The sequence below is a fragment of the Bradyrhizobium semiaridum genome, from assembly GCF_020329505.1.
Lineage (GTDB): Bacteria > Pseudomonadota > Alphaproteobacteria > Rhizobiales > Xanthobacteraceae > Bradyrhizobium > Bradyrhizobium semiaridum.
Window position 1 is genome coordinate 1 of record NZ_JAGKJJ010000084.1, and the last position, 657, is coordinate 657.

Here is a 657-nt window from a genome sequence, read left to right on the forward strand (position 1 = left end):
GCCGGGCATCCTGGTGCTCAGCCATCTCGACACCGTGCATCCGATGGGATTCATCGAGCGCCTGCCGTTCAAGATCGACGGCGACGTCGCGTTCGGCCCCGGCATCTACGACATGAAGGGCGGCGCCTATCTCGCCTATCACGCGTTCCGGCAGATCTGCGCCGACAGCGCGCGGCCGCCGCTCGGCATCACGCAGCTTTATGTGTCGGACGAGGAGATCGGCAGCCCGACCTCGCGGGCGCTGATCGAAGCCGAAGGACGCAAGGCCAAATACGTGCTGGTGACCGAGCCGGCACGCCCTTGATGACGACGTCGAATCGCGCGACGCCCTTGCGTCCGGTTACGATCTTGCCGCCGTCGCGTGCCGGCGCATGCGGGCACACGGCCCGAGGACGGCCGCAGCGCGATCCGCGAACTCGGCCATGTGATCCAGGCGCTGGAGGCGATGAACGACCTCACGCGCGGCGTCACCGTCAATGTCGGCGTTGTCCGGGGCGGCACCAAGCCGAACGTGATCGCGGAGGAGGCCTATGCCGAAGTCGACATGCGCGTGCCGACCATGGCCGATGCCGACGAGCTGCTGCCGAAGATCCTCGGGCTGACCTCGCGCACCGAAGGTGTCAGCGTGAAAGTCACCGGCGAGTTGAACCGCCCGCC

At 67.4% G+C, this 657-nt stretch carries 1 pseudogene; it reads left to right on the forward strand.

Annotated features, from left to right (window positions below):
• Positions 1-657 (forward strand): annotated as a pseudogene (locus tag J6500_RS32270) (M20/M25/M40 family metallo-hydrolase); the annotation flags it as partial.